A 17,581-nucleotide genomic window follows, 5' to 3' on the forward strand; every position below is an offset into this window, starting at 1 on the left:
CTGAAGGTCTTGGCGCAGGCGGTGACAATCCGGTCGCAGGCGGCGACGGCGTCGGCTTCGCTATCAGTGTCGAACAGGATGCCGAATTCGTCGCCGCCCAGCCGCGCGACCATGGCGCCGCGCGGTGCCGCGTGTTGCAGGGTCCAGCACACTTCCCGGATCAGTTCGTCGCCGGCCAGATGGCCGAGCGTGTCGTTGACCAGCTTGAACCGGTCGAGGTCGATCATCGCCGTCACGAACCGACCCGGCATACGCCCGCGCTCGTTCAAGCCGCGCAGAAACGCCATACGGTTGGGCGCATCGGTCAAGGCGTCGTGCATCGCGATGTGCATCGCGCGGCTTTCATTGGCCTCCAACTCCGCCGATTTCTCCTCCAGCGCGACAACTTGCGCCGCCAGTTGCGCGCGCGCCTCGGCCAGTTCGCGGTCGTTCTGCCAGCGGCGGCATAGCGCGATCGCGGTCTGCGAGACTTCCGCCGCGGCGAAGGGCTTCGCGATGTAGAAGATCTTGTCGGCGGGCCCGGCGACCTGGCTGATCTCGGCCGGCGAAAAATCGGTGTAGCCGGTGACGATCACCAGATGGATGTCGGGATCGATCAGGCGGATGCGACGCGCGGTCTCTCGCCCGTCGATGCCGGGGGGCATGCGGATGTCGATAAAGGCGACGGCGAAGGGTGCGCCTTCGGCTTTGGCGCGTGCGACTTGATCGACCGCCTCCTCTCCCTGGAAGCAGTGGCGGATATCGCCGATCGCGTCGATGCCGCCGCCGACCTGTCCATTTCCGTCGCCGCCGAAGCCGGGGGAAAAGCACCGGTCATAGCTCGCATGAACCGCCGGTTCGTCATCGACGATCAGAATACGCATCCGGTTACCACCACTCTTACGCTACATTACGAAGGTGATGGTAACCATAGACGCTTAATCTGCCGTAAATGGACAGTTATTCGACCGTCACGCTCTTGGCGAGATTGCGCGGCTGATCGACATCGGTGCCCTTGGCCACGGCGACGTGATAGGCGAGCAGCTGGACTGGGACCGCATAGACGATCGGTGCGATCAACGGGTGAACCTTGGGCATGGTGATCGTCGCGATACACCCCTCACCCGCCGCCTCGATCCCGTCATAGTCGGAGATCAGCACGACCTTGCCGCCGCGCGCCTGCACCTCCTGCATGTTCGAGACGGTCTTTTCGAACAACGGCCCCGACGGTGCGATGACGATGACCGGCACCGATTCGTCGATCAGGGCGATCGGCCCGTGCTTCATCTCACCGGCGGCATAGCCCTCGGCATGGATGTAGCTGATTTCCTTCAGCTTCAGCGCGCCTTCGAGGGCCAGTGGATAGTCGGTGCCACGGCCGAGATAGAGGACATCCCGCGCACCGGCGATGGCACCGGCCATGCCTTCGATCGCCTCGTCATAGGCCAGCGCGCCGTTGATCGCGGCGGGGGCCTCCGCCAGATGGCGGACGATCTGCTTCTCCTCGTCCACCGTCAGCCGGCCCTTGGCCTTGGCGAGGTTGGCGGCGAGCGCGGCGAGGACGCTGAGCTGGCAGGTAAAGGCTTTGGTCGAGGCTACGCCGATCTCAGGCCCGGCATGGGTGGGGAGCAGCAGGTCCGCCTCGCGCGCCATCGAACTGGTCGGCACGTTGACCACCGCCGCAATCGTCTGCCCCTCGCTCTTGGCATGACGCAGCGCCGCCAGCGTGTCGGCGGTCTCGCCCGACTGGCTGATGACGATCATCAGGCCGCCCGGCTCCATGACTGGCGCGCGGTAGCGGAATTCGGAGGCGACATCGATATCGACCGGCACGCGCGCGAACTGCTCGAACCAGTATTTGGCGACCATGCCCGCATAGAAGCTGGTGCCGCATGCGACGATGGTGACGCGCTTGATGCCCGACAGATCAAAATCGGGAATGGGCAGCGCGATGCGCCCTTCCAGACGCTGGAGATACGAGCGCAGCGTCTGAGCGACGACGATCGGCTGCTCGTAGATTTCCTTCTGCATGAAGTGACGGTGATTGCCCTTGTCGATCAGGGCACCGGTCACGCCCGAGATCGTGACGGGGCGCTCGACGGGGTTGTTGTCGCGGTCAAAGACCTGCGCGCCCTCACGCGTGCAGACGACCCAGTCACCTTCGTCGAGATAGGCGATACGCTGGGTCAGCGGCGCCAGCGCCAGCGCGTCCGAGCCGAGATAGGTCTCGTCCTCGCCGTAACCGACTACGAGCGGCGAACCCAGCCGCGCACCGATCAGCAGATCGGGCTGGTCGCGAAACAGGATGGCGAGTGCGAACGCGCCGTGCAGGCGCGGCAGGATCTCGCGAACCGCCGCGACCGGATCCAGCCCCTGCTCGACCTTCTCGCTGACCAGATGCGCGACGACTTCGGTATCGGTCTCGCTGGTGAACACGCGGCCACGCGCGGTCAGTTCTTCGCGCAGCGCCTTGAAATTCTCGATAATGCCGTTGTGCACGACCGCGACATGGTCGGTAGCATGCGGGTGCGCGTTGTTAGTGGTGGGGCCGCCATGCGTCGCCCAGCGGGTGTGCGCGATGCCGATCGTGCCGGGCAGCGGATGCTCGGCCAGTTCGCGCGCCAGATTGACCAGCTTGCCCGAGGCCCGCCGTCGCTCGATCGAACCGTCGTCGATGGTCGCGATGCCAGCCGAGTCGTATCCACGATATTCCAGACGACGCAGGCCATCGAGCAGGCGCTCGGCGACATCATCGCCACCTAGGATTCCAACGATACCACACATAACGCTTATTCCCCGCCCTTCTTCGCGGCCTTATTGGCCTTCATCAGTTCTCGAAAACGCTTTGCCCAACCCGACTTGGTCTGTCGTTCGGGTCGGACCAGCGCCAATGCGTCGGCATCGACATCGCTCGTCACCACCGCGCCCGCGCCGACGATCGCGCCCGCCCCGATCGTCACCGGTGCGACCAGGGCCGAGTTGGAACCGATGAACGCCCCCTCGCCGATCACGGTGCGATATTTGAGGAAGCCGTCATAGTTGCAGGTGATGGTGCCGGCGCCGATATTCGCGCCCGCCCCGACCTCGGCATCGCCGAGATAGGTCAGGTGATTGGCCTTGGCACCCGGCCCCAGCACCGCCTTCTTCATTTCGACGAAATTGCCGACGCGCGCGCCTTCTCGCACATCCGCGCCGGGACGCAGCCGCGCATAGGGGCCGATATCGGCACCGGTCGCCACGGTGGCGCCCTCCAGATGGCTGAAGGCATGAATGGTGACACCGTCGGCGACGTGGACGCCGGGCCCGAACACGACATGCGGTTCGATCACCACGTCCCGGCCGATGCTGGTGTCGTGCGAGAACCACACCGTATCCGGCGCGATCAGCGTCGCGCCCTCTGCCATCGCACGCGCGCGGCGGCGGCGCTGCCAGTCGCCTTCGACGGTCGCCAGCTCGCCACGGCTGTTGACGCCCGCGACCTCGGCCGCTTCCGTCTCGATGACCGCCGAGTGACGGCCGTCGCCCGCAGCCAGCATGACGATGTCGGGAAGGTAGTATTCGCCCGCCGCATTGTCGTTGCCGACGCGATCGAGCAGCCCGAACAAGTCCTCCGATCGGACCGCCATCAGGCCCGAATTACACAGGGTTACGGCACGTTCTTCGACGCTCGCGTCCTTGAACTCGACCATGCGATCGATCCGGCCATCGACGTCGGCGATCACGCGCCCATAAGCGGCGGCGTCGTCGGGACGGAAGCCCAGCACGACAGCGGCCGGCCGATCATCCTGACGCAGGCGATCGATCATGCGGCGCATCGTCGCCGTCTCGACCAGCGGCACGTCTCCATAGAGGATAAGAACGTCGCCATCGAAACCAGCCAGCGCCGCGCGCGCCTGGGCGACGGCGTGACCGGTACCCAGTTGCTCGGCCTGAAGCGCGGTGGCCACGCCGAGCGGCGCCACGGCGGCTTCGACCTGCTCGCGCCCCGCCCCGGTCACGACGACGACATGCGCGGGTGACAATTGCCGAACGCTGTCGATCAGATGGAGCAGCATCGGCCGCCCGGCGATGGGATGCAGGACCTTGTGCAGGTCCGATTTCATGCGGGTGCCTTTACCCGCGGCGAGAATGATGGCGGCGACTGGTCTCGTCATGGTGGTTGCGCCTGCCATGGATTTCCGGCCAAAGCCAGCGCCAGACTGCATCGGAACCCCTTTATGGACGCCAATTCATCCCGTGGTTTTCCCTTCTCCATCGTCGGCTTCGATCTCGACGGAACGTTGCTCGACACCAGCGGTGACCTGACGGCGGCGGTCAACCATGCGCTGGCCTCGATCGGGCGGCCGGCACTCAGCGTCGAGGCGGTCAAGCCGATGATCGGTGGCGGGGCGCGACGGATGCTGGAGCATGGGCTGGCGGCGACGGGGGGCTACGACCCGGAGACGCTCGATATTCTCCATCGCCGCCTTCTGGATCATTACGAGGCGAACCTGGCCGTGCATACCGCTCCCTTTCCGGGGACGATCGAAGCCCTGGACATGCTGGCGGCGCGCGGCGTGACGATGGGCATCATGACCAACAAGCTGGAACGGTTCGCGCGGGCGGTCCTGGGGGCACTGGGCCTGACCGAGCGGTTCGCCGCGATCATCGGGGGCGACACCTTGGGCGTGGCGAAGCCATCGCCCGTGCCGATCCGGGCGCTGGTCGACCAATGCGGCGGCGGAAGTGCGGCGTTCGTCGGCGATTCGATCTTCGATGTCCAGGCTGCGCAGGCCGCCGGGCTTCCGGTCATAGCCTGCCGCTTCGGCTTTCTAAGCCAGCCGGTCGAGACGCTGGGCGCCGACGCGATCATCGACAGCTACGCGACGCTCATCCCGACGCTGGAGCGGCTCGCCCCTTCTGCCACTTGATCCAGAGATGCCGCAACAAAAGGGGGAACGGCATGCGGATCAAGTGCGAGCGAATGTAAAAGGCCAGACGCGTGATCGGCCGCCGCCCCCGTCCCCAGCCGTCGCGCGCCATCATGCGACGACGGAACATTCGGTCGTTGAAGGTCAGACGCCGCCAGCATGAGGGCCCCGGCGTTGCGAAGATCGCGTGGCTCAACCGCATGGCCCGGCCGACGGCGGTGGTCAGCCCATGATGGCGCGCACGATCGGCCAAGCCGTCCGCACCGCGCTCGACGACCAGCGCATGGATGTCCCACAGGTTGCGCAAGCCGCCGGTCAGGTCGCCATCGGCAAACAGATGCGCGGCCGCATGAACGATCATGTCGTCGTGTGACAACACGGCCAGGCCGCCGCCCAAGGGCACGGCGTCGGCCAGCAGCGCTTCGGCATCGGGCTTGGGCCGGGCGGTCGGGGGAAGGATCGTATGATGCACGTCGAGCATCCGATCCCGCTCCCGGTGGATCAGTGGCGGCAATTCATGCATCCAGCGCCGATAATAGAGGTCGTCATAAGCGTCGGGCTTCACCCATTCCCAACCCGCATCGGCCAGCAGCGCCTCGGCGGCCGGCAACATGGTGCGCGGCAACAGGATGTCGCAATCGCCGATAGATCGCCCCTGTCCGGCCCCCAGCCCTGCGGCCACGAAGGCCGTCCCTTTTAGGAGGATGACGGGACAGCCGAGCGTACGCAATGCATGGGCGACCCGATTGGCCTCCCACAAGGCGGCACGTCGCACCTCGGTCGCTTCGGTCCGCGCATCGTTCAGGACCGCCTCGACCTCCGCCGGCACCGGCAGGCCGGATAACCGGTGCGCCAGACTGCCCAGCAGCAGCTCCGCACGCGCCACCGTCAGGACCATCATCCATTCTGGAAGGTCGAGTGATACGGCGTCGCCGGGATCACGCAGGATGGCAATCAGTCGATCGACAGGCTTCACAGCGCGTCCCATAGCGTCTCGACCGCCGCCACGCCCGCGTCACCGTCGGGATAGTCGAACGCGATGGCCGGCACCGTGGCCCGCAGCCTGTTCAGCGCCCGAAAGCCGGCCTCGCCCAGCGCGACATAGTTGGTCGATGCCTGGGTCAGCCGAACGAAGCTCTCGGCGGGCGGGAGGGTGCGGATAGCCTCTGGAAAGCCGAAGCGCGGGAACAGCAGGAGCACTGGCCGTGCAGGCCGGTCCATCGCCGACAGCGCCGCCATATCCGGGGCGACATGGCGGATATCACCCTTCGGCGTGCCGGACAGCAGGGGGCCGACCCGGTTGCCGGCGGGAATGACGGACAGGCTTTCATTCTTCAGGCTGACCGGGCGGGGAAAAGGCACGACCAAGCCGCTGTCCGGTTCGATCAGCGCGAATTCATCGCCCAGGAAACGCCAGCCACGCTGCGCCAGAAGCAGCGCAAGCGTCGATTTGCCGGCCCCGGATACGCCGCTCATGATGACGGCACGCCCGTCACGTTCGACCACCGAAGCGTGCAGCAGGAGATGGAGTCGGTGGCCCAGCGCCATTTGCAGGTTCATGCCGAGCTCGGCGGCCAGTAAACCGTGACGCAGCGGCAAGGGCGCGGCCTCGGGCAGCCGATAATCGCCCGATATCCCGATCGATGGCCGTATCCAGCGCCGCCAGATCGCGGCGGCCTCCAGCCGCACCGTATAGTCGGCAAAGCCCGCGCGCGGATAATCCTGGTACAAGGTTTCGACCGCCGCGATGGGCGCGCGCCAGTCCGACCCGATACGAAAGCCGACCGGTCCGACCTGCAAGGTGACCGCATGCTTCACGGATGGACGACGAGCCCCGCCGCCTCCAGTTCGGCGAGACGGGCGCGAAGGGCCGCCATGGCATCCGCCCCGTCCAGTTCATAATGCTGCATCAGCCGGTCCGCCAGCGCCTGCAGCGTCAGCGGCTCCGTGGCCAAGGCTTCCATGATCTGGGGCGCGGGTTCGCTCAACAGGTGCGTGATGCCCGAGGGGCGGTGAAACACGGCGGTGAAGATGTCGAGCGGTTCCACGAGGATCAGGTCCGCCGCCACCGTGCGGTAGCGCGGCTCGCTCACTTCAGCCGCCCGGCATCTGGATCGAGGCATAGCAGGTAAAACCGCCCTGCCCGCGCTGCAGGCGCCGGATATAGTTCAGATACGCCTGATTGCTGAAATAATTGGTATTGGGCAGCATCCCGCCCTGCAACGCGCGGCGAACCTCCTCGCCGGTATAGGGGCGGCTTGGGGGGGCGAAGGAAAACAGGGTCCGTGCCGGCACCGTCGAGCCGTCGAGCGCGATATAGCTGCCCGCCCGCGCCTGGTCGGGGATAGGAATCTCGCAGGTCAGGACCGATCCCGCCGTCTGCGCCAGCGCCGGACGGATCGCCACCACCGTGCTCGCCCCCAGCGCGCCCAGCATCAGCGCGCGGCGACTGGTCACGCCATTGCCGTCGTCCTCGGCTACCGAAGGCATCGCATCGTCGGGTACGGATCGTGGCGGCATCTCTTCCATGGCGCACGTGATCTCCCACATTCGCCGCACAGGGACAAGGACTTGGACGGCATCCGCCTGCCCCAAGCTGGGAGGAAGACAGGTCGCCCGGCGCCCGCTACATCGATGCGCCATGGGATTCGGCATTCGCACCTGGTGGGCCATCATCGTCGCCGTCGTCGCGGCGCTCGTCGTCATCCTGTCGGCGGGGCCGGGGCCGGCGATCATCACCCTGGTCGGCGGCATCGCGGCGGCCTTGGTGGCAAGCGAAGGCGAACAGCGGGGCGACGACGAGGACGAAGTCGGGGAGGACCGCGACACGCCCCTCTCCCCGCTCCTGGCCGAAGCACTGGACGCCATCATCGAACCGGTCCTGCTGATCGACGATGGCCGGGTCAGCCTCGCCAATCGCGCCGCCCGAACGCTGCTCGGCGCGCATATCGTCGGTGAGGATGCGCGGATCGCCATTCGCCACCCGGCGGCCGCCGAACGCCTGATGAGCCAGCGATCGGCCGATCCCGAACAGCCCATCTCGCTGGTCGGCCTCGGCTCGCTCGACCACCGCTGGGACATGCGGGTGGCCGACATCACGAGCGGCCAGCGTATCGTCCACCTGATCGATCAGACCGGTCATGACGCGGCGGAGCGGATGCGCGTCGATTTCGTCGCCAATGCCAGCCACGAACTACGGACCCCGCTCGCCTCGATCCTGGGGTTCATCGAAACGCTGGGGGACGAGGCGGGCGACGATCCCGAAATCCGCACCCGCTTCCTGAAGGTGATGTTCGACGAGGCGCGTCGAATGCAGCGCCTGGTCGAGGATCTGATCTCACTGAGCCGGATCGAGGCGGACAAATATCGGCAGCCCGCGCAGTCGACCGATCTGGGCGACCTGGTCGAAAACGTCTGGGAGGAGTTCCTCGACTCCGGCGCCCCCCGCGCCAAGGACGTCGTGTGCGAACTGGCCGAGGACCTGCCACCCATCGCGGGCGACCGGGCGCAGCTGTCGCAGATGCTGCACAATCTCATCGGCAATGCGATGAAATACGGACGGGCGGACACGCCGATCCGAGTATCGCTGGCGCAGGATGGGCCGATGCTTCGTCTGAGCGTCGCCGATCGCGGCGAGGGGATCGCACCCGGCCATCTCCCGCGCCTGACGGAGCGCTTCTACCGCGTCGATTCGGGCCGCAGCCGCAGCATCGGTGGCACCGGCCTGGGCCTCGCCATCGTCAAGCATATCGTCGAGCGGCATCGCGGTCGTCTGGAGATCGCCAGCGAAGTCGGCGTGGGCACGACCGTGACCGTCAGACTCCCGCCGTTGAAAACGACCGAAAAACCCGTTTCCGAGAGCGGTGTCACAAAAGAGAAATAGAAATGTCACACGGGAGTATGGCGGGCGTGGAAGCGCCGGTCCGCACCCGTTCCGGTCGCTCAAGGAAATCGATGCGTCTGCCCTGTCTACTCGCCGCGACGTTCGCGCTGGCGGCCTGTCACGATCAGGCCAATGGCGGCGGTGCGGGTGTGCGCGACCAGATCACGGCGGTGGGGTCCTCGACGGTTTATCCCTTCACCACGATCATCGCCGAGCGATTCGTCGCCGCCGATCCGCAGGCCAAGGCGCCCGTCATCGAATCGACCGGGACCGGGGCCGGCATGAAGCTGTTCTGCGCCGGCATCGGCGCGGGTCATCCCGATATCGTCAACGCCTCGCGCCGGATGAAGGCCGGCGAATATCGCGAATGCGCGGCGCACGGCGTGAACGCGATTCTGGAAATCCCGATCGGTATCGACGGCATCGCTTTTGCCGAATCGAAGCGTAGCCCGCGCATGCAGCTCAGTACGGCGGACATTTACCGCGCGTTGGCCGCACGGCCGGGCGGGCGGCCCAACACCACGCGAACCTGGCGCGACGTCAACCCGACGCTGCCCGCCGTTCCGATCCAAGTCTATGGCCCGCCCGCAACCAGCGGCACGCGCGACGCGCTGGCCGAACTGATCCTGACGCGGGGGTGCAACGCCGTCGAGCCGGGCGCGGCCGAACTTGGTCGACGTGACGCCGAACAACATCATTTGATGTGCACGCGCGTGCGGGAGGACGGCGCCTATATCGATGCGGGTGAGAACGACAATCTGATCGTTCAGAAGCTGCAATCCAATCCCAACGCGATCGGCATCTTCGGCTATTCCTATCTCGAGGAAAATCGCCACATCGTCGACGGGGTCGCGATCGACGGCGTGATGCCGAGCTATCAGGCGATCGCGGCGGAGCGCTATCCCGGATCGCGGCCGCTCTACATCTACGTGAAGAAGGCGCATCTCGACGCCATTCCCGGCCTTCGCCGGTTCCTGATCCTTTATGCCAGGAATTGGGGCCAGGACGGTCCGCTGGTGCGGCGCGGCCTGATCGCATCGCCACCCGCCGTCCAGAGCCGGTCGCGCGCCATCATTGCCGGCGAGACGGCGCTGAACCCCGCGACGTTGCCGTCATGAGCGGCGTGATCCTCCTGATCCTGATCCTCGGATTGGGGCTGATAGCCTGGGCCGCGGCACGAATGCGTGCGCTGGGCTTTCGTCGCCGGACGGGCATGCGAGTCAGCGCGCTGCCGCATCACCATGGTTGGTACGTCGCCTTGTGGACCGCCATTCCGCCGCTCCTGTTTCTGACCGTCTGGGCGGCGACGTCGCCGGCGCTGGTCACCGACATGGTAGTGGCGACGCCTGCCGCCTTACAGCTGCCGGCGCCGGGGTTCGAGCGCGCCGCCATCCTGTCGGAGGCACGCGCACTGGCGACCGGCCGGGCTTATGGCGCTTTTCATCCCCTGTCGCGCGTGCTGGCGCCTGCCTATGAGGCCGCGCAGACCCGGATCGACTGGATCGCCACCGCGATCGTGCTCATGCTCGCGCTGGCGGGCGGTGCCCATGCCTATCTGCGCGTGCGCCCCGATTTCGCGGCACGGACGCGAATCGAACGGGTCATCCTGGGGTTGCTGCTGGGGGCATCGCTGATTGCGATCCTGACCACCGCCGGGATCGTCGCCTCGCTCCTCTACGAGGCGGGACGCTTCTTCTCGGTCGTACCGATCACCGACTTCCTGTTCGGCACGCATTGGAGCCCGCAGGTCATCGATCCGCGCGATCCGGGGGCCTCACTGGGGGCCGTGCCGTTGTTCTGGGGCACCTTCTTCATCGGCGCGGTGATCGCGATGGCGGTCGCCATTCCCTTCGGTCTCCTCAGCGCCATCTATCTGACCCAATATGCCGCGCCGCGCGCGCGCCGCATCATGAAACCCGTCATCGAGGTGCTCGCCGGCATTCCCACCGTCGTCTACGGTTATTTCGCCGCCCTCACCGTCGCCCCGGCGGTGCGCCGGTTCGCGGTCGCGATCGGCATCGACTGGGCTTCGTCCGAAAGCGCGCTGGCCGCCGGGCTGGTGATGGGGGTCATGATCATCCCCTTCGTCTCATCCATGGCCGACGACAGCCTGGCCGCCGTTCCCCGCGCCATGCGCGACGGCAGCCTGGCGATGGGCGCGACGCCGTCCGAGACGATCACCCGCGTCATGCTGCCCGCAGCGCTGCCCGGTGTGGTAGGCGGTGTCCTGCTCGCCGTCAGCCGCGCGATCGGCGAGACGATGATCGTCGTCATGGCGGCCAGCGGCGTGGCCACACTGACGGCCAACCCCTTCGCCAGCACCACCACCGTGACCCGCCAGATCGTAGACCTGCTGACCGGCGAGGCGGCGTTCGACAGCCCCAAGACTCTGGCGGCCTTCGCGCTGGGGCTGACATTGTTCGTCATCACCCTGCTGCTCAACATCGTCGCGCTGACCGTCGTGAAGCGGTACCGGGAAACCTATGAATAAGCGGCCGCCCCCTTCGACGGCGGATGCGCCCGTTCGTTCGACCCGGTGGGACAGCCCGGCCATGGCCCGGCGCCTGCGCCGACGCTATGCCGCCGAGCGGCGCTTCCGGCTGCTCGGCATGGCGGCCGTTGCCCTGTCCGCCGCCTTCCTGGCATTCCTGCTCATCACCATGATCGCGCAGGGGATGCGGGGCTTTACCCAGACCCGGGTCATGCTGCCCATCGATCTGGCGGGCGCCGATCTGCCGATCGAGCCCGCGCGCGTGAGGGGACGCAGCGCCGATCTGGCGCTGGCCGGTGCCGGTCTGGAAGATGCGGTCGACAACGCCGCGACCGCGCGGTTCGGGCGGGATGGTGCCGCGCTGTTGTCGCCGGGTGCCTGGATCGTCGTACGCGACGCGATCAAGGCCGATCCCTCGATCCTAGACCGAACCGTCACCTTCACCCTGCCGGTCGCCAGCGCCTATGACGTCGCGGCCAAGGGAGAGGGCACGCCCGATGCCGAGCGGGTGGTCGCGGACCTGCGCGCGAAGGGGCTGCTATCGACCGGCTGGAACTGGAATTTCCTGACCGATGCCGACGCCACCGACCCGACACGGGTCGGCATCTGGGGTGCGGCCAAGGGCTCGCTGCTGACCATGCTGGTCACGCTGGCGCTCGCCTTTCCGATCGGTGTCCTGGCGGCACTCTATCTGGAGGAATATGCCACCAGGAACCGCTGGACCGACCTGATCGAGGTGTCGATCAACAATCTGGCGGCGGTGCCGTCGATCATCTTCGGCCTGCTGGGACTGGCGGTCTTCCTGGGGACCTTCGGACTGCCGCGCTCGGCACCGCTGGTCGGCGGGCTGACGCTCGCCTTGATGACGATGCCGGTCATCGTCATCGCCGGACGCAACGCCATCAAGTCGGTGCCGCCGTCGATCCGCGACGCGGCCCTGGCGGTCGGCGCGTCGCGGGTACAGGTGATCTTCCACCATGTCCTGCCGCTCGCCCTCCCCGGCATCCTGACCGGCACCATCATCGGCATGGCCCGCGCGCTGGGCGAGACCGCGCCGCTCCTGATGATCGGCATGCGCGCCTTCATCGCGGCACCGCCGCGCGGGCTGACCGATCCTTCGACGGTACTTCCCGTCCAGATTTTCCTCTGGTCCGATCAGGTCGACCGGGGCTTCATCGAAAAGACCTCGGCCGCGATCATCGTCCTTCTGGTCTTCCTGCTCGCGATGAACGGGCTGGCCATCTACCTCCGCAATCGCTTCGAGACACGCTGGTGACGACACCCAAGATAACCGCGCGCAACGTCAGCGTGTCCTATGGCGCCAAGCAGGCGATCGACGACATCTCGATCGATGTCGATATGGATCACGTCATCGCGTTCATCGGCCCCTCGGGCTGCGGCAAGTCGACCTTCCTGCGCACGCTGAACCGGATGAACGATACCATCCCCTCGGCGAGGGTGTCGGGGGACGTGCGGCTGGACGGACAGGACATCTACGCGCCCGAGATGGACGTGGTGCAGCTGCGCGCCCGGGTCGGCATGGTCTTCCAGAAGCCCAACCCCTTCCCCAAGTCGATCTATGAGAATGTCGCCTATGGCCCGCGCATCCACGGGCTGGCCGGCTCGCGCGGCGAGCTCGACATGATCGTCGAGCGTTCGCTGACCCGCGCCGGCCTGTGGAACGAGGTCAAGGATCGCCTCTCGGAAAGCGGCACTGCGCTGTCGGGTGGTCAGCAGCAGCGGCTGTGCATCGCGCGCGCCATCGCGGTCGACCCGGAAGTCATCCTGATGGACGAGCCGTGCAGCGCGCTCGATCCGATCGCGACCGCCAAGATCGAGGAGCTGATCCACGACCTGCGCGGCCGCTATGCCATCGCGATCGTGACCCACAACATGCAGCAGGCGGCCCGCGTGTCGCAGCGCACCGCCTTTTTCCATCTCGGCACGCTCGTCGAGTATGGGCGCACGTCCGACATCTTCACGAACCCGAAGGAAGAGCGGACGAAGGACTATATTACCGGCCGTTACGGCTGAGGACGAGGATCATGGACCACACCGTCAAGGCATTCGACAACGACATCGGCCGCTTGCGCGGGCTGATCAGCCAGATGGGCGGATTGGCCGAGGAGGCGATCGCCAATGCGATCAAGGCGCTGCAACGTTCCGACCTGGAACTGGCGCGCAAGGTGCGCGAGGACGACAAGGCGATCGACGTGATCGAGGCGGAGGTCGAGCGGCTGGCCGTGCGCACCATCGCGCTGCGCGCGCCGATGGCCAACGACCTGCGCGAGGTCGTCGCGGCGTTGAAGATCGCCAGCGTGGTCGAACGCATCGGCGATTATGCCAAGAACATCGCCAAGCGCGTACCCATGCTGGAAAGCGAGGACCGGATCGAGCCGATCTCTGTCCTGCCCGCCATGGCCAAGATCGCTTCGGCCATGGTCCATGACGTGCTCGACGCCTTCGCCGCGCGTGACGCCGAGGCGGCGGTGCGGGTGCGCGACAGCGACAACGCGCTCGACGATTTCTACGATTCCATCTTCCGCACGCTCGTCACCCATATGGTCGAGAATCCCAAGACGATCGGACAGGTCGCGCACCTGCTGTTCATCGCCAAGAATCTTGAACGTATCGGCGACCATGCGACCAACGTCGCGGAGATGGTGTATTTTGCCGCCACCGGCACGCAAATGGGCGAGCGGGACCGCGGCGGCAGTTTGCCTTCTTGAGGGAACAGGCACGATGGCACGGGTAAAGATGTTGCTGGTCGAGGACGACGCCGCGCTCGCGGAACTGCTCGTCTTCCATTTCAAGCGCGAGGATTTCGAGGTCGTCCACACCCCCGATGGCGAGGAAGCGCTGCTGCTGGCGCGGGAAAGCACGCCGGACATCGTCCTGCTGGACTGGATGGTCGAGGGTATCTCGGGGATCGAGGTGTGTCGCCGCCTCCGCCGCGCGCCGGAGACCGCCAATGTGCCGATCATCATGCTGACCGCGCGCGGTGAGGAAGAGGACCGGGTACGGGGGCTGGAGACGGGTGCCGACGACTACGTCACCAAGCCCTTCTCCCCGCGCGAGTTGGTTGCGCGCGTCGGCGCGGTCCTGCGCCGCGTCCGCCCCGCCCTGGCGGGCGAAGCGCTGGTCTATGCCGATATCGAGATGGATACGGTCGGCCACAAGGTTCGCCGCGCGGGCGAGGTCGTCTCGCTCGGGCCGACCGAATTCCGCTTGCTGAAGCATTTCCTGGAACATCCCGGCTGGGTGTTCTCGCGCGAGCGGCTGCTCGATGCGGTGTGGGGGCACGACTCCGATATCGAGAGCCGGACGGTGGACGTGCACATCCGCCGTCTGCGCAAGGCGATCAACATCGGCGACCGCCCCGATATCATCCGTACGGTTCGATCGGCGGGCTATTCGCTGGACGCCGGCGTCTGATCGCCCGCGTTCGGTCCGAAAACGGATGGAATCGCGCTCCCAGTCGGGTCGGGAGCGAAACGAGGGAGCCAAGTACCGGGTGGGGCGTTCCCCACCCGCGCTAACGCACTTGCGCTTCTGAACAGGAGATTCGCATGAAGCTCGTTTTTCTAGCGGCCACGGCCCTGATCGCCGCACCCGTATTCGCCCAGGATACCACCCAGGCCGGCGCGGCAACCACCGCCGACGGCACCATGGCGACGCAGCAGGGCGGCATGACCGCACAGACCACCGCCAGCGCATCGGCCGGTACCGAGACCCCCGGCGGCTATCAGCCCGCGCAGCCGGCGATGGCCGGGATGCCGCAGCCCGGCGCCCCGGTGGTGTTCAAGCAGGCGCCGAGCCCAGAACAAGCCTATCCGGCCCCGCAGCCGCTGAAGAGCTACCCGATCTGCAAAAAGGGTCAGTTCGATCAGTGCCGTCAGCGCGGCGGCAAGTAACCGGACGATCCGACCAGATTGGAAACAACGGCGCCGGCTCCCTTTGCGGGGGGCCGGCGTTTTTTCATGGGCGCGGTCGGCGGCTCGCCTATTCCTCGACCAGCTTCAACAGACGGCGCTCGACGGGGGCGAGCACCGGCCCCAGTTCATGCCCGCGCTTCAGAACCATGCCGCCCTCGCCGATCAACGCCCACATGCCCTGCCGATTGCGCAGCGCCGGGCGCTTTTCGATGCGGTACTCGGGACGTTCGGCGGTGCGGCGGAACGCCGAGAAGACGGCCGCATCGCGTCCCAAGTCCATCGCATAATCCCGCCAATGTCCGGCCGCCACCATCCGTCCGTACAGGTCGAGGATGCGGTTCAGCTCGGCGCGCTCGAAGCCGACCTGTCCGGGGGTCTTGGGAAAGGGGACGATCCCCATCAGGCCCGGTCGCGCCTGTCTTCCTGTTCCGCCAGCAGCATGTCGAGCTGGCGACGCAGCGTGTCGAGTTCGCAGCGCAGCTTCTCGACCTTCTGGGTCTGTGGATCGAACAACTCGGAACAGGGGGTACCATAGGGGACGAAGCGCTTCTCGGGTGCCGCGCCGCCTTCGACCATCGTGGGGCGTGCGGGGATGCCGACCATCACCGCGCCTTCGGGAACGTCGCGTGTCACCACGGCATTGGCGCCGACGCGCGCGCGCGGCCCCACCGTGATCGGCCCCAGGACCTGCGCGCCCGAGCCGACGATCGCGCCGTCCATCAATGTCGGGTGCCGCTTGCCCGCCACGCCGTTGTCGGGGCTGGTCCCGCCCAGCGTGACGCACTGATAGATGGTGACGTCATCGCCGATCTCCGCGGTTTCGCCGATCACGACGAACCCGTGGTCGATGAAGAAATTGCGCCCGATCTTGGCGCCGGGATGAATGTCGATCGCGGTCAGGAAGCGGGTGAAGTGATTGACCAACCGCGCCAGGAAAAAGGCCCGTGACCGGTACAGCCGATGCGCCACCTTATGCCCCGCCAGCGCCCAGACGCCCGGATACAACAGGATCTCCGCGCGCGAATGCGGGGCGGGATCGCGCGCACGGATCGAATCGAGATAAGCGGCCAATCGGCTCGGCATGAGCAGGTCCCCAGATGCGATATCGGCATTTAGGCATGGCACGCGGCAAATTCCAGCCACACGCTGGAGCCCTACCATCCCCCTAAAGTCTATCTTTGTTGCAGGATATATGCGCAGGCGGCATGTCCAAGGCCATGGCCCAGCCGGGTAAGGGCAAGGAGATACAATGGACCTGAGCAGTTTCGACCTGATCCATATCCTGCCGTTCATCGGGGTCGGCTTTGCCGCGCAGGTGGTCGATGGCGCGTTGGGCATGGCGTTCGGGGTCATTTCGAACACGCTTCTGATGAGCCTTGGCGTGCCCCCCGCCGCCGCGTCGGCGGGCGTGCATAGCGTGGAGACCTTCACCACCGCCGTGTCCGGGATCAGCCATGCGGTGCACCGCAATGTCGACTGGAAGCTGTTCCTGCGGCTGATGATCCCCGGCGTGATCGGTGGCGCGCTGGGCGCCTATGTCCTGTCCAATATCGACGCGGCGGTCGTGAAGCCGTTCATCCTGGCCTATCTGACCGGTATCGGCATCTATCTGCTGCTGCGTGCGCTGCGCCACCGGCCCCATGTTCGCGAGCCCAAGATCGTCGAGCCCCTGGGTCTGATCGGCGGGTTCCTCGATGCGGCGGGCGGCGGTGGCTGGGGGCCGGTCGTCACCTCCAACCTGTTGGCGCAAGGTGCCACGCCGCGCCTGACGATCGGTACGGTCAACACCGCCGAGTTCTTCCTGACCGCCACCATTTCGGCGACGTTCATCACCCAGCTAGGCTGGGGTGCCTTCACCATGGCGACGCTCGGCCTGCTGATCGGCGGCGTGTTCGCCGCGCCGTTCGGGGCGATGCTCGCCAAGCGGATCCCGCCGCAGCGGCTGCTGCTGATGGTCGGGATCATCGTGACCCTGACCAGCCTGTGGGGCCTCTATAACGCGTTCAAATAAGGTCCTGCCCGGTCCGCCCCGCAGGTATGGCGGGACGGACCGGAAATCATCAGGCGACCGCCGAATGGGTCGTCGCCACGGCCTGCATCACCGCCGCGATGCGAACCGCCGTCTGGATGACCTCGGCCGAGACGCCCGACTTCTTCAACACCGCCTCATGCGCGTCGATGCACATGCCGCAGCCGTTCATCGCCGACACCGCCAGGCTGAACAGCTCGAAGTCGATCTTGTCGATGCCCGGCGCGCCGATCACGTTCATGCGCAGCTTGGCCGGCATGTTGCGATATTCCTGGTTCCCGGCCAAGTGGGTGAAGCGGCCTCGGCGCGGACCTTGACGGGCACGGGGCAGCCATCGACGCTGCGCAGCACCGC

The 17,581-nt window shown here is 66.5% G+C and carries 20 protein-coding genes; 10 read left to right on the forward strand and 10 right to left on the reverse strand.

Annotated elements, in window-relative coordinates; genetic code table 11:
* The 3 genes from ACQKJZ_RS11635 to glmU form a co-directional block, all read right to left on the reverse strand.
* Positions 1-863, reverse strand: an 863-nt coding sequence (locus ACQKJZ_RS11635; RefSeq protein WP_427731228.1) for a diguanylate cyclase domain-containing protein, incomplete at its 3' end; no start/stop codon positions are given.
* 76 nt (positions 864-939) lie between these two features.
* Positions 940-2,763 (reverse strand): glutamine--fructose-6-phosphate transaminase (isomerizing), encoded by a 1,824-nt coding sequence (glmS, locus tag ACQKJZ_RS11640; RefSeq protein ID WP_427731229.1) that lies wholly within the window; start codon positions 2,761-2,763, stop codon positions 940-942.
* 5 nt (positions 2,764-2,768) lie between these two features.
* Positions 2,769-4,133, reverse strand: a complete 1,365-nt coding sequence (glmU, locus tag ACQKJZ_RS11645; RefSeq protein WP_427731230.1) for a bifunctional UDP-N-acetylglucosamine diphosphorylase/glucosamine-1-phosphate N-acetyltransferase GlmU — start codon at positions 4,131-4,133, stop codon at positions 2,769-2,771.
* 63 nt (positions 4,134-4,196) lie between these two features.
* Here glmU and ACQKJZ_RS11650 point away from each other — a divergent pair, with 63 nt between their 5' ends.
* Positions 4,197-4,889 carry an HAD-IA family hydrolase gene (locus ACQKJZ_RS11650; RefSeq protein WP_427731231.1) on the forward strand — a complete coding sequence of 231 codons (693 nt, stop codon included), beginning with the start codon at positions 4,197-4,199 and terminating at the stop codon, positions 4,887-4,889.
* Here ACQKJZ_RS11650 and ACQKJZ_RS11655 read toward each other — a convergent pair.
* Genes ACQKJZ_RS11655 through ACQKJZ_RS11670 form a run of 4 tightly spaced genes read right to left on the reverse strand, consistent with a single transcriptional unit; the run spans position 4,849 to position 7,409 of the window.
* Positions 4,849-5,877 carry a nucleotidyltransferase domain-containing protein gene (locus ACQKJZ_RS11655; protein WP_427731232.1) on the reverse strand — a complete coding sequence of 343 codons (1,029 nt, stop codon included), beginning with the start codon at positions 5,875-5,877 and terminating at the stop codon, positions 4,849-4,851. The two genes, ACQKJZ_RS11650 and ACQKJZ_RS11655, sit on opposite strands and share 41 nt — an antisense overlap.
* Positions 5,862-6,707, reverse strand: coding sequence for an HprK-related kinase A (locus tag ACQKJZ_RS11660; RefSeq protein ID WP_427731233.1), 846 nt, complete (start codon positions 6,705-6,707; stop codon positions 5,862-5,864). The genes ACQKJZ_RS11655 and ACQKJZ_RS11660 overlap by 16 nt, the downstream gene beginning before the upstream one ends.
* Complete coding sequence (locus ACQKJZ_RS11665) at positions 6,704-6,982, reverse strand: HPr-rel-A system PqqD family peptide chaperone (protein WP_312487071.1); 279 nt, start codon at positions 6,980-6,982, stop codon at positions 6,704-6,706. Before ACQKJZ_RS11665 ends, ACQKJZ_RS11660 begins: the two co-directional genes overlap by 4 nt.
* Position 6,983: 1 nt before the next feature.
* Positions 6,984-7,409, reverse strand: a complete 426-nt coding sequence (locus ACQKJZ_RS11670) for a hypothetical protein (protein ID WP_427731234.1) — start codon at positions 7,407-7,409, stop codon at positions 6,984-6,986.
* A 121-nt stretch (positions 7,410-7,530) separates the two neighbouring features.
* Here ACQKJZ_RS11670 and ACQKJZ_RS11675 point away from each other — a divergent pair, with 121 nt between their 5' ends.
* The 8 genes from ACQKJZ_RS11675 to ACQKJZ_RS11710 all read left to right on the forward strand — a co-directional run bounded on the left by ACQKJZ_RS11675 (position 7,531) and on the right by ACQKJZ_RS11710 (position 15,177).
* A complete protein-coding gene (locus ACQKJZ_RS11675; protein ID WP_427731235.1) occupies positions 7,531-8,772 on the forward strand; it encodes a sensor histidine kinase in 1,242 nt (413 codons plus the stop codon).
* Positions 8,773-8,843: 71 nt separating this feature from the next.
* Complete coding sequence (locus tag ACQKJZ_RS11680; RefSeq protein WP_427731236.1) at positions 8,844-9,890, forward strand: substrate-binding domain-containing protein; 1,047 nt, start codon at positions 8,844-8,846, stop codon at positions 9,888-9,890.
* Complete coding sequence (gene pstC / locus ACQKJZ_RS11685) at positions 9,887-11,263, forward strand: phosphate ABC transporter permease subunit PstC (protein WP_427731237.1); 1,377 nt, start codon at positions 9,887-9,889, stop codon at positions 11,261-11,263. Before ACQKJZ_RS11680 ends, pstC begins: the two co-directional genes overlap by 4 nt.
* A gap of 61 nt (positions 11,264-11,324) precedes the next feature.
* Complete coding sequence (gene pstA / locus ACQKJZ_RS11690) at positions 11,325-12,539, forward strand: phosphate ABC transporter permease PstA (protein WP_312487078.1); 1,215 nt, start codon at positions 11,325-11,327, stop codon at positions 12,537-12,539.
* On the forward strand, positions 12,533-13,297 hold the full coding sequence (gene pstB / locus ACQKJZ_RS11695; RefSeq protein ID WP_427731242.1) for a phosphate ABC transporter ATP-binding protein PstB: 765 nt from the start codon (positions 12,533-12,535) through the stop codon (positions 13,295-13,297). The genes pstA and pstB overlap by 7 nt, the downstream gene beginning before the upstream one ends.
* An 11-nt stretch (positions 13,298-13,308) precedes the next feature.
* Positions 13,309-13,992: a phosphate signaling complex protein PhoU gene (phoU, locus tag ACQKJZ_RS11700; protein WP_427731238.1), complete on the forward strand. Its 684-nt coding sequence runs from the start codon at positions 13,309-13,311 to the stop codon at positions 13,990-13,992.
* 13 nt (positions 13,993-14,005) lie between these two features.
* The gene (gene phoB, locus ACQKJZ_RS11705; protein WP_312487081.1) at positions 14,006-14,698 is read left to right on the forward strand and encodes a phosphate regulon transcriptional regulator PhoB; all 693 of its coding nucleotides are present in this window, start codon (positions 14,006-14,008) and stop codon (positions 14,696-14,698) included.
* Positions 14,699-14,832: 134 nt separating this feature from the next.
* Positions 14,833-15,177, forward strand: a complete 345-nt coding sequence (locus ACQKJZ_RS11710; protein ID WP_427731239.1) for a hypothetical protein — start codon at positions 14,833-14,835, stop codon at positions 15,175-15,177.
* An 88-nt stretch (positions 15,178-15,265) separates the two neighbouring features.
* On the opposite strand, the gene ACQKJZ_RS11715 is transcribed toward ACQKJZ_RS11710, so the two are convergent.
* Positions 15,266-15,598: a DUF2794 domain-containing protein gene (locus ACQKJZ_RS11715; protein WP_312487083.1), complete on the reverse strand. Its 333-nt coding sequence runs from the start codon at positions 15,596-15,598 to the stop codon at positions 15,266-15,268.
* Positions 15,598-16,281 (reverse strand): serine O-acetyltransferase EpsC, encoded by a 684-nt coding sequence (gene epsC / locus ACQKJZ_RS11720; protein ID WP_312487084.1) that lies wholly within the window; start codon positions 16,279-16,281, stop codon positions 15,598-15,600. Before epsC ends, ACQKJZ_RS11715 begins: the two co-directional genes overlap by 1 nt.
* Positions 16,282-16,447: 166 nt before the next feature.
* Here epsC and ACQKJZ_RS11725 point away from each other — a divergent pair, with 166 nt between their 5' ends.
* The gene (locus tag ACQKJZ_RS11725) at positions 16,448-17,209 is read left to right on the forward strand and encodes a sulfite exporter TauE/SafE family protein (protein ID WP_427731240.1); all 762 of its coding nucleotides are present in this window, start codon (positions 16,448-16,450) and stop codon (positions 17,207-17,209) included.
* A 49-nt stretch (positions 17,210-17,258) separates the two neighbouring features.
* Here ACQKJZ_RS11725 and ACQKJZ_RS11730 read toward each other — a convergent pair.
* Positions 17,259-17,581 (reverse strand): carboxymuconolactone decarboxylase family protein (locus ACQKJZ_RS11730; RefSeq protein WP_427731241.1); only part of this gene is annotated, 323 nt, incomplete at its 5' end.

Origin of the sequence: Sphingomonas sp. NPDC019816 (genome assembly GCF_050274375.1) — a bacterium.
Classification (GTDB): Bacteria; Pseudomonadota; Alphaproteobacteria; order Sphingomonadales; family Sphingomonadaceae; genus Sphingomonas.

What these genes read in the sequence shown, in the direction of transcription:
- ACQKJZ_RS11715 (WP_312487083.1), bottom strand. Translation starts at nt 15,598, where the DNA reads ATGGGGATCGTCCCCTTTCCCAAGACCCCCGGACAGGTCGGCTTCGAG.
- pstA (WP_312487078.1), top strand. Translation starts at nt 11,325, where the DNA reads ATGGCCCGGCGCCTGCGCCGACGCTATGCCGCCGAGCGGCGCTTCCGG.
- ACQKJZ_RS11710 (WP_427731239.1), top strand. Translation starts at nt 14,833, where the DNA reads ATGAAGCTCGTTTTTCTAGCGGCCACGGCCCTGATCGCCGCACCCGTA.
- ACQKJZ_RS11675 (WP_427731235.1), top strand. Translation starts at nt 7,531, where the DNA reads ATGGGATTCGGCATTCGCACCTGGTGGGCCATCATCGTCGCCGTCGTC.
- phoU (WP_427731238.1), top strand. Translation starts at nt 13,309, where the DNA reads ATGGACCACACCGTCAAGGCATTCGACAACGACATCGGCCGCTTGCGC.
- ACQKJZ_RS11670 (WP_427731234.1), bottom strand. Translation starts at nt 7,409, where the DNA reads ATGCCGCCACGATCCGTACCCGACGATGCGATGCCTTCGGTAGCCGAG.
- ACQKJZ_RS11650 (WP_427731231.1), top strand. Translation starts at nt 4,197, where the DNA reads ATGGACGCCAATTCATCCCGTGGTTTTCCCTTCTCCATCGTCGGCTTC.
- phoB (WP_312487081.1), top strand. Translation starts at nt 14,006, where the DNA reads ATGGCACGGGTAAAGATGTTGCTGGTCGAGGACGACGCCGCGCTCGCG.
- pstC (WP_427731237.1), top strand. Translation starts at nt 9,887, where the DNA reads ATGAGCGGCGTGATCCTCCTGATCCTGATCCTCGGATTGGGGCTGATA.
- epsC (WP_312487084.1), bottom strand. Translation starts at nt 16,281, where the DNA reads ATGCCGAGCCGATTGGCCGCTTATCTCGATTCGATCCGTGCGCGCGAT.
- ACQKJZ_RS11655 (WP_427731232.1), bottom strand. Translation starts at nt 5,877, where the DNA reads ATGGGACGCGCTGTGAAGCCTGTCGATCGACTGATTGCCATCCTGCGT.
- glmU (WP_427731230.1), bottom strand. Translation starts at nt 4,133, where the DNA reads ATGACGAGACCAGTCGCCGCCATCATTCTCGCCGCGGGTAAAGGCACC.
- glmS (WP_427731229.1), bottom strand. Translation starts at nt 2,763, where the DNA reads ATGTGTGGTATCGTTGGAATCCTAGGTGGCGATGATGTCGCCGAGCGC.
- ACQKJZ_RS11680 (WP_427731236.1), top strand. Translation starts at nt 8,844, where the DNA reads ATGCGTCTGCCCTGTCTACTCGCCGCGACGTTCGCGCTGGCGGCCTGT.
- ACQKJZ_RS11725 (WP_427731240.1), top strand. Translation starts at nt 16,448, where the DNA reads ATGGACCTGAGCAGTTTCGACCTGATCCATATCCTGCCGTTCATCGGG.